At 45.4% G+C, this 10,582-nt stretch carries 7 protein-coding genes; 3 read left to right on the top strand and 4 right to left on the bottom strand.

The window, feature by feature from the left end; all coding sequences use genetic code 11:
• Nucleotides 1–276 precede the first annotated feature (276 nt).
• The 3 genes from Q7V21_RS13505 to Q7V21_RS13495 form a co-directional block, all read right to left on the bottom strand.
• Nucleotides 277–795, bottom strand: coding sequence for a Slp family lipoprotein (locus Q7V21_RS13505; RefSeq protein WP_304917788.1), 519 nt, complete (start codon nucleotides 793–795; stop codon nucleotides 277–279).
• A 78-nt stretch (nucleotides 796–873) separates the two neighbouring features.
• Nucleotides 874–1,782: a ribosome biogenesis GTPase YlqF gene (gene ylqF, locus Q7V21_RS13500; protein WP_304917787.1), complete on the bottom strand. Its 909-nt coding sequence runs from the start codon at nucleotides 1,780–1,782 to the stop codon at nucleotides 874–876.
• A 53-nt stretch (nucleotides 1,783–1,835) separates the two neighbouring features.
• On the bottom strand, nucleotides 1,836–4,991 hold the full coding sequence (locus tag Q7V21_RS13495) for an HD domain-containing phosphohydrolase (protein ID WP_304917786.1): 3,156 nt from the start codon (nucleotides 4,989–4,991) through the stop codon (nucleotides 1,836–1,838).
• 248 nt (nucleotides 4,992–5,239) lie between these two features.
• On the opposite strand from Q7V21_RS13495, the gene Q7V21_RS13490 reads away from it, so the two are divergent.
• The 3 genes from Q7V21_RS13490 to Q7V21_RS13480 are packed head-to-tail and all read left to right on the top strand — an operon-like array spanning nucleotide 5,240 to nucleotide 6,647.
• Nucleotides 5,240–5,629 (top strand): YbaN family protein, encoded by a 390-nt coding sequence (locus Q7V21_RS13490; RefSeq protein WP_304917785.1) that lies wholly within the window; start codon nucleotides 5,240–5,242, stop codon nucleotides 5,627–5,629.
• The gene (locus tag Q7V21_RS13485; RefSeq protein ID WP_304917784.1) at nucleotides 5,619–6,284 is read left to right on the top strand and encodes a nitroreductase; all 666 of its coding nucleotides are present in this window, start codon (nucleotides 5,619–5,621) and stop codon (nucleotides 6,282–6,284) included. Before Q7V21_RS13490 ends, Q7V21_RS13485 begins: the two co-directional genes overlap by 11 nt.
• 15 nt (nucleotides 6,285–6,299) lie before the next feature.
• The gene (locus tag Q7V21_RS13480; protein ID WP_304917783.1) at nucleotides 6,300–6,647 is read left to right on the top strand and encodes a HopJ type III effector protein; all 348 of its coding nucleotides are present in this window, start codon (nucleotides 6,300–6,302) and stop codon (nucleotides 6,645–6,647) included.
• A gap of 59 nt (nucleotides 6,648–6,706) precedes the next feature.
• Here the strand turns inward: Q7V21_RS13480 and Q7V21_RS13475 are convergent, their stop codons facing one another.
• Nucleotides 6,707–10,564, bottom strand: a complete 3,858-nt coding sequence (locus tag Q7V21_RS13475; RefSeq protein ID WP_304917782.1) for a DUF3683 domain-containing protein — start codon at nucleotides 10,562–10,564, stop codon at nucleotides 6,707–6,709.
• Nucleotides 10,565–10,582 lie beyond the last annotated feature (18 nt).

The following is a 10,582-nucleotide window of genomic DNA, read 5'->3' as shown; positions in this document are numbered from 1 at the left end:
GCGGCGGCGAGCAGCATGCTCCACACAGTGCGTTTGGACTTTTTGTCCAGACAGTTAAAGTCGGCAGCGTGTAGTTTTCCCTGACTGATTAAAGCTTCCAGTCGATCAGGGCTAAACGCCACATGTATGGCATTTTGTTTCGGAAAATACGTTTTTGAAGTCTGCATCTTTTGATACCTCAGCAAGATTGATAAGGTTGAATGCAGTATAAAGACGGATTAATCTAAATGCAAATAATTATTATTTAGATTAATAAGGCTATGAATTAATTGACGATCAAGGGGCATAAGTACCCGTACCGTAATAACCATAGCCTAAAAATGGCGCGTCATGTTTAGGATTATAGGTACGTGATGATGTCGGATTATTTTGTGGCCAGACATGGCTTTGATCAACTGTAATCAGCGGTAAACTTAACATTTTCTGATCTACTTTTTGCAGTTGTAATGTCTTGACGGTTCCTATAATGGTGACCAATTTATCCGGTGAATAAATCAGTGGATCCAGAAAATGTTCACTACGCACAATAAAACGACCCGCGCTCGGTTCAGTGGAGATAGGTACCCCATGTCGGGTTAGGGGAAATTGTACGATGGTCAACTCAGAGAAATTTTCATAATTGGCTACCTGACCAATCATGCCGCCCCAGCGCACCATTTGACCTTGATAGGCTTCAACATTTTGTACAACTTGCTCGTAGCTAATATCGTTACTTGATTTTGCATGGATTGATGGTTTGGTCGGCGCAGCACAAGCCGTTAATAAGAAAATTAATAAAACACTTAAAATACGCATAAACCTACGCTCCAATAACAGTAACTACATTGACCCAACGTACGGTCAGAGGTTTCGATGCCAGCTTGCTGCCATCAACTAGCGCTTGGCTTTACGCGCCGCTTTTTTGGCCGCTTTTTCTTCACGTCTTTTTAAGACCTGTAACCACTCACGCTCCGTCATTTCCGGGGTTTCCAGTGTAAGCCGGCCCAACTGTCCACCGCGTAATTCGGTCAGTAAAATTTTACTGATCCTTTCAAGGTCCGCTACCCCACCCGCTTTAATACAGCCTCGCTTGTGAGCCAGCTTTTCCAACATCACTTGTTCATTATCGGCCATGCCATCAACATTAAAACGGCTTGTTAATGCATCGGGATATTGCTGCATAAGATATTTGACGGCGTATAAAGCAATATCCTGATTTTCAAACGCGGTTTCTTTAATTGCATGGGTAATTGCCAGCCGGTATCCACTGTCATGATTTTCCAGATTGGGCCAAAGGACCCCCGGCGTGTCATGTAACACTACCACTTCATCCACAATAATGCGTTGCTGTACTTTGGTCACAGCAGGTTCATTACCTGTTTTGGCAATCTGTCTTCCTGCCAAGGCATTAATCAATGTCGATTTACCAACATTGGGGATCCCCATTATCAATGCCTGAATTTTTTTAACACTGTTGGCTTTATTGGGAATCAGTTTTTGGCACAGAGCGATCAGCTCCTTGCCTCGGGAGGTCTCATTAGCCGATAACACCAGCGTTTTAATCCCCTGTTCCTGCTCTAGATGCTGTTGCCAGATAAGAGTCAGCTCGGGATCAGCCAGATCAGCCTTGTTCAATATTTTGATACAGGGTTTATCACCCCGGATAGTGGCCAGCATTGGATTGGAGCTGCTGTAAGGAAGACGGGCATCCAGCACTTCAATGATCAGATCCATCTGCGGCAGGATTTTTTTCATCTCCAGCCCGGCTTTATGCATATGCCCTGGGAACCATTGAATCGCCATCAAGAACTCACTAATAACACCAGAATTGGTTTAGCCATTATAACGCTTAAGCTTTAAATATAACGGTCCTCTTGGAGATACTTGCTGATATCCACTTCGTCAATTTGTTCGCTTGCCATAAAACGTTCCGCATAGTGTTTATAGACACCACTGCTCAAAAATAACTCAAAGACATCCCGATCCATTAATTCTTGTTCGACAAGTTGATGCAAAATGAAAATGGCCACACTTAGCGTTTTGCCCTTTTTGTATGGCCTGTCAGCCGCGGTTAATGCTTCAAAGACATTGGCCAACATAATGATGCGTTCTGGCACTGATAACTCATCAGCGGTTAAGCCTCGCGGGTAACCGCTACCATTGATGGTTTCCAGATGTGTGGTTGCGTAACGTGGAATATTGGAAAGCTCCTCAACATAAGGTAACGACTCAAGCATCTTGATAGTCGTCAGAATATGCTCATTAATTCTGAAACGCTCTTCCGTAGTTAACGTACCGGATTCAATGGTGAGGTTATACAATTCGCCATGATTAAAGCCGTGCTCCGGCTGATTAAGATTCTTATTCCCGGCACTGGCATCTGCGGTGGCTTTCGCGTTACGCGGGATAATGTGCTCAGCCTTATCTGCAAGCAATTGCTCTGTTGCAGGCAGACTGTGCGCCGCTGCCCGCAGCTGATCGAGCTCTACCGGAGATAAACCCAGTTGATCATCAAAATGCCTTTGCCAGGTTTTGTTTGCCAGTCTTTTCAGTCGATCATTGGCATTCTGATCCATAAACTCTGTGCCAATATTGCATTGCGCGACAAAGGCAAAATCATCTTGCAGCTGCAGCTGTTTAACCTTTAACGCCTCTTCATACATTGTCCTGTTTTCAGGCTGCTGAATCGATTGCTGCAGGAACTCAATTTCTGCATCACGCCACAATACTTCGAACCGCATACGGATTTCATGAATACGGTTATAGATCATTTCCAGTTTGGTTCGTTTATCAACCAGGTATTCCGGTGTTGTGATCTTGCCAAAACTGTGTAACCAGGCCGCTAAACTTAATTCTCGGCGCTGGGTTTCATTATCAAGTTGAAAATCGGTAAAAGCAGTATCAGTTGACTCAGCCGCTTTATCTGCCAGCAGCATCGTTAATTCCGGCACTAATGCACAATGCCGGGTCGGATAGGCTGATTTAGCATCAATCGCCCGCGCCACGGATTTCACCAGGCTATCAGTCCAGTACTGATGCGATTGTTGATACTCCTGAGTCACCAGTGCTAAATCGTTCAGCTTGCGGTCTAAATCATTAAATTCCAGCAAATAACTGGAGTGTGGTTCGATAGCCCTAAAGCGACGTTGCTGAAGATGATCGATATTTATCTGAGTTTTTTTCAGCGCATCTAAAATCACCGAAACAAACCACCAGCTAACGGGTAATAGCAACAGCAACATCAAGCCGGCAACCAGCATGGCATTTTTAGTTTTACTCCACACCGCATTCATCACCGTTTTTTGCGGTGAAATGATGGTGAGATACTGGTTTTCAACATCATTGATTGCAACAGCCTGATGATAGACAAAATATGGCCGATCATTGAGGGAGATCGACTGCAAGTCATCAGATACCGGCAAGGCATCATTTTTGAAACGTTCAAGCTGTAAAGCCTGCAGATTACGATACGTATCAATTGAGTTAAACCATTTATCAACCAGGGCCTGATGATGGTTATCCGACAAATTTTGCAGAGCACGGTTAAGGATATCAGCCAGCCCAGATCGTTGACGGTTCACCATAAAATGTAAGCCGGTGGGTAATTGCGCCGGTGCAAAATCAACACCTTGATGCACTGTTATCTCGTCAGCGTATTCTTGTGTGGCGATATACTGCAATGTAATCGCCGTATCCATACCGGCATCTGCCTGTCCAGAAATAACCGCTGCAAAAACTTCTCGAATCGTTTCAACTTCGATAATGCTGATTTCCGGAAATTCCGCTTGCAGTCTTTCAGTTAAAGACCAGCCCTTAGGAATAGCTACAGTTTTACCGTTTAACTCCGAAATATAGGTAATTGGGTCGTTTGTCTTAGTAATCACACCATAAGGAACATCGACAAATGGTATGGTCATTTCGCCCATAAAATTGCGAAACTCACTGTAAAAAACCGGCTGCATGATTTCCAGTTCACCATCGACAAACTTGGTCGCTAATTCCTGCCAGCTTGCGCCAGTGACAAAGTGCATTTCCAAACCCGTCATACGTGAAATGTAATTCAACACATCGACGGCATAGCCACTGGGAACCCCATTATTAGAAAAATTTAGCGGTGGCCAGTCCGTTTCGCTGGTCACCCGTAATACAGGGTTGCTTCGGATCATTGCTAACTGTGCGTTACTGAGTTCAAGTCTGGGCGCTGCAGGTAATGATGGTAAGGGCTCTTCAGGCTGATTTGAGGCAATCACACCGCCTGTTTGGGCATAAAAATAGATTTCAGCCGCACTGGCTGTGTCACGGTTTTTCAGCATGGTAGATAGCGAGGATAACTCTGTGGTGATGGCGAGCACCGTTTCAGTTTCTGGCAATTTAATGGAATAACTCTGGGCCGGTGTCTGAATCTCGGCCAGTAAATAGGATTGGGTTTTGGCGACCTTGGCCGTTTCCGCTGCTGAAAACCATGCTTGCTGGTTTATATTGATATCGCTTTGGTGCTGCCAGGCATGGCGAAGCGTAAAGTTACGATCATAATATTCCAACCGCCGCTGTTGCTGTTCGCCCTGATTAAATATCTTGATTAACAACCAGCGGTCCGCTTCTTCTGCTCTTAGCTGCTGACGCAATGCCGGAGAAGCCTGCAAATTTATCAGCTGTTCAACTTCACCATTTTGATGACCAAGATAAACAGACTGGAATAACGGATTACGTTGCATGACCGCAACCAGCAACTGTCGGCTTTCATCCGTGATCTGTGGATTTTCAATCAGTCTGGGTAATTGTTTTAATTCATTAATTTCATTTTCAGCACGGGAATCTATTGATGCAAGATAGTCTCGGATATCCGTCAGTGTCTGTTGATTACTCGAGGCAATTGAACTCTCGGCCGCATTTTTATTGACATAATACTGTACCGTGATAGCAACCACCGCCACCAATAAACTGGAAAACATGAAACCTGCTATAACAGCAGTGCGGATCGATAATTGAAATTTTTTGTTTCGCGTTTCCATGTCAGCCCTCTTTGGCGAAAAAAACGTAGTCGAGCAGATAATCTTCCGCTGAAGCTTGTCACATAATTGCTGTTGCTTTCTAAGAACACACGTGCAGATTTTGCAAATTAAGCTAAATTTTCAAACTCAATTGAATTTGCCAGCACGTATAATCACTGTTTGGTAATGACATTAAACATTTTAGCTGTCTGCAATGACAACCCTTTATTACAAATAAGCCCAAGGTTTTGACAGCACAGCTTTTCATTATGCAAAAAAGAATCAAACATTATTTACTCTTCAGTTGCGGCTGGTTCTGCGTTTTTTTGGGAATCGTTGGGGCATTGCTACCGATCATGCCAACAACGCCGTTTATGGTGCTGGCTTTAGCCTGTTTTGCCGAGACTTCTCCACGTTTTCATAATATGTTGCTGAATAATCGCTGGATTGGTGCACCGTTAAAACAATGGGATCAAACCAAGACTGTACGACGTCGTACTAAAATTCAGGCGATTATCATGTTGGTTATCGCCTTCAGTTTTTCCCTCACGATGTTATGGGGACATGTTGGTATGCAGCTGATGGTGCTGGGTTTAGCCGCATTGATGATAGGCTTTGTGCTGAGACTAAAAGAAGCTGAGCCAAAATATGAGGATTGATGAGCTTATCAAACAGCGCCACAGCACCCGGGCGTTCCTGAATAAAACGGTAGATGAACTGCTTATCCATGACATCCTTGATATTGCCCGTTATGCACCTTCCGGTGCCAATACCCAGCCCTGGCAAGTTGCTGTAGTAACCGGCGAAACGAAACAACGTATTCGCGATAATCTCGTTATGGCGTATCGGCAAGGCATCAAGCCAACGCCAGATTATGTTTATTATCCCGAAACCTGGCAGCCACCCTATATCGAACGTCGCCGTGCCTGTGGTTTACAGCTTTATCAAAGTTTACAGATTGACCGAAAAGACAAACAGGCTCAACGGCAACAGTGGGAAGCAAATTACCGGGCGTTTGATGCGCCAGTGATGCTGCTGTTTTTTATGGATGCAGAAATGCAGACCGGCTCCTTCCTGGATTTTGGTATGTTTCTGCAAAATCTGATGCTAGCAGCTCAGGACCGAGGTTTGGCAACCTGTCCTCAAGCGGCATTGGCCGAATATGCCGAACAAATCAAAAGCATTTTGCATTATCCTGCTGACAGTATTTTGGTCTGTGGCATGGCTTTGGGCTATGAAGATGTTGATGCTGCGGTGAATCAATACCGTACAGCGCGTGAGCCGGTCGCCGCATTTACCCGCTTTGTTACCTGATTTTGGAGTTTTTATATGGATTTAGCGACATTTCTCAGCACATTGAATGACAATCCGTCGGCGCTGGATTTCGAAGATACCATTGCTGTAATTGATGCGAATTATCAGTTCACGCCTACCGCATTTCATAATGGTGAGTTGCATAATGAGGCTGGAGAAAATAATGGCTCGTGCAAAATTCTGTTTTTTGGCATTTTGCATGAATTAGGTGAATCACAGACCTTGGCCTGCTTCGGCCGTTATTATCGCAGTGAAGTTCTACTCAATCCAACAGGTGAAGACCATCAGAACATCCGTAACTTTCTGCGTTATGGCTGGGATCGTGTAAGTTTTAATGGTGAAGCACTTACACCCAATCATTAAGATTCACAAATAAAAACCCCGAACGCAAAGTTTTGCATTCGGGGTTTAAATTGGTTCGCTTAGAGCAATACCCGCTCAATACCACCGGCTTTCACATTATCAATAAACTGTGTATGCCATTTGTCACCTAAGACATGTTTGGCCACTTCCACCACAATATAGTCAGTTTCAATGCCGGTATCTTCGCTGTAACGTGACAGACCTTGCTGACAGGCCGGGCATGAAGTCAACATTTTCACATTGCCTTTTACTGCCTTGTCCTGCCCCGTCAGTTCTTTAATGCCTTTGGTAATCTCTTCTTCCTTACGGAATCGAACCTGCGTAGCAATATCAGGACGTGACACAGCAAATGAACCTGCTTCACCGCAGCAGCGATCATTCAAAGTCACCTGCTGCCCCAATAAGGAAGCAGCCACGTTGGTGGATTTATAGGTTTTCATTGGCGTGTGACAAGGCTCGTGATACAGATATTGCACACCATCCACACCTTCCATCTTGACGCCTTTTTCCATCAGATATTCATGAATATCCAGCAAGCGGCAGCCTGGGAAAATCTTTTCAAACTCATATTTGAGCAGCTGATCCATACAGGTTCCGCAAGACACAATAACAGTCTTGATATCCATATAATTCAGCGTGTTGGCGACGCGGTGGAACAGCACCCGGTTACTGGTGGAAATCGCCGTCGATTTTTCATCATCACCGATAGAAGCCTGTGGATAACCACAGCATAAATACCCCGGTGGTAATACCGTTTCGGTACCCACTTCATATAACATCGCCAATGTTGCCAAACCGACCTGGCTGAACAGACGTTCGGAACCACAACCCGGGAAATAAAACACCGCATCGGAATCTTCAGTGACTTTGGTTGGATCACGCAGGATCGGCACCATCTTGTCATCTTCCAGACCCAACATACCCCGCGTGGTTCGTGTTGGCAGATTGCCAGGCATCGGTTTTTTGACAAAATGAACAACCTGCTCCCGAATGGGCGTTTTACCCGTCGTAGGCAATGGTCGTTTTTTCTTGCGATTAGCTAATATACCGAGATATTTGGCTGCCGCATGCGCCAGTCGCTGAGCTTTGAAGCCCATTTGAATCATGGTTTTATGCATGATTTTAACGGTCAATGGATCAGTGGCATTCAGATAAGCCATCGAAGACCAAGTGCCCAGATTCATATGACGTTTGCCCTGTTTCTTCAACACGGCACGCAATTTCATCGACACATCACCAAAGTCGATATTCACCGGACATGGGTTCAGGCAGCGATGACAAACCGTGCAATGATCAGCCACATCATTCATTTCTTCAAAATGACGTACAGATATGCCACGGCGAGTTTGTTCCTCATAGAGAAACGCTTCCATAATCAAGCCAGTGCCCAGGATCTTGTCACGCGGTGAATAGTACAAATTGGCACGTGGCACGTGTGTAGTACATTCAGGTTTACATTTACCGCAACGCAGGCAGTCCTTGATATCGTTGTTTATCTCACCCAAATCACTGGCTTCAAGGATCAACGCTTCCTGCTGCAATAATCTCAAAGATGGTGTGTAGGCATTTTCCAATCCAGAGCCTGCCAGCAATTTACCGGCGTTGAAACGACCAAACGGATCGACTTTTTGTTTATAACCGGCAAAGGCATCAATGGTAGCTTTGTCCAGATATTGCATCTTGGTCAGACCGATACCATGCTCACCTGAAATAACGCCGCCCAAATCACCTGCCAGTTTCATCACATCATCAACGATCAATTCTGCTTCATGCATCATTTGATAATCGTTGGAGTTCACCGGAATATTGGTGTGCACGTTACCATCACCGGCATGCATATGCGTGGCGACAAATAAACGGCTTGAACGCAACTCTTTATGGATTTCATCCAGCTTGTTACGTAATGCTTCCAGCGATTGTCCCTGGAACATTTCTTTAAGCGGTTTTTCAACCTCTTTACGATAGGAAACGCGAAGATCACGTCGCTGCAACACATTAAATAAGGTATCGCTTTCCGCCAGCAGATTAATTACCTCATCGGCTAACAGTTCGCGATGATTCAAGGCCACTGAATCCAGATTATCTAAAACCTCTTTCCAGCGAGTCTGCACCACACGTAAATGACTGCATGCTGCATCAATTTTGGATTGCAGAATGGCGTCATTTTCAGCGCTGTCATCCAGTTTTTTGACAGTTTGTTTGAGTTCCTTCGGCTGACTGCTTAAAAACTGCAGTACTGCATCCACCATGCGTAATTTATTCTGGGTGGAATGAATAATATTGATACGCTCAATACCGTCGTTATATTCAGACAGACGTTCCAATGGAATAACTACGTCTTCATTAATTTTGAAAGCGTTAGTGTGTTTCGCAATGGCCGCCGTACGCGCCCGATCGGCCCAGAAACGGGCACGAGCTTCAGGGCTTACCGCAATAAAACCTTCACCTTCACGAGCATTTGATAGTCGGACGACCTCAGAGCTGGCCTCGGCAACAGCATTTTCATCATCACCGACGATATCAATCAGCAAAACCATTTTTGGTAATTCAGAACGCGGTGCCTTGGTGCTGTAGTCCACGGCTTTCACATAACGTTCATCCAGATGTTCCATGCCTGCCAACAACACTTTTTTGTTGTTATCGAGGAAGTCTTTGGTTTCCACAATTGCCGGCACGGCTTTACTCAGATCGTTACCAAAGAATTCCAGACACACGGTACGAATAAATTGCGGCATACGATGTAATACAAATACCGCAGAGGTAATCAGGCCATCACAGCCTTCTTTCTGAATGCCGGGCAAACCGCCCAAAAACTTATTGGTAACGTCTTTACCCAAGCCGAGCTTACGTAATTGTTGAGCGGGAATCGCAATGTCTTCCGGCTCTTCCAATAAGGTTTTGCCATCGGCCTGAAAACGGCTGATACGGAAAGTTGCCATCTCAATATCATGGATTTTGCCCATGTTGTGATTAAGCCGCTCTACTTCCATCCAGGTAGCATCGGGGGTCACCATTCTCCAGGAGACCAGATTGTCCAGCGCAGTTCCCCACATAACGGCTTTTTTACCGCCGGCATTCATCGCCACGTTACCGCCGATAGTGGATGCATCCTGTGAGGTAGGATCAACCGCAAATACCAGACCATGTTTGCCAGCAAGATCAGATAAACGTCGGGTAACGACCCCTGCTTCCGCCCTGACCGTAGCTACTTCATCATCACGTCCATGAAGTTTTCGATAGACCACCGATCCCAAGCCTTCCAGCTTTTCGGTATTAATCACAACGCTGTCAGCGGTCAAAGGAATCGCACCACCGGTATATCCGGTACCACCACCGCGTGGAATAACCGTTAATCCCAACTCGATACTGGCGGCGATAATGGCAGCCATTTCTGCTTCAGTATCCGGTTTAATAACTGCAAGCGGATACTCTACGCGCCAGTCTGTGGCATCAGTTACATGTGAAACTCGGGACAAACCATCAAAGCAGATATTGTGTTTTTTGGTGACACGGCTAAGACGACGCATCACCACTTTCCGACGATCTGCAGTTGCCAGCAATTCACGCTCGAACTTTTCTACTGCCTTACGGGCTGCTTGTTCCAGCTGTAATGCGAGTTGATTATCGTTTTCGGTCGCGCGTTGACGGATCTGATCCAAACGGTGATGCAAAGCATGACGCAGAGAATCCCAGCGCTTGCTGTTTTCAATCAAATCATCCTGAATATACGGATTGCGCGTGATGACCCACATATCGCCCAACACTTCAAACAGCATCTTGGCACTGCGGCCTGTTTTGCGTTGTTCACGTAACTGTTGCAGAATTTCCCACATCGGTTCTCCCAGATATCGAATAACGATTTCGCGATCTGAGAAAGAAGTATAGTTGTAGGGGATTTCTCTTATACGAGTTGACATAATGGGTCAGCTAATCCT

Source organism: Methylophaga sp., assembly GCF_030651745.1.
This window is presented reverse-complemented; position numbering and strand designations above follow the sequence as displayed.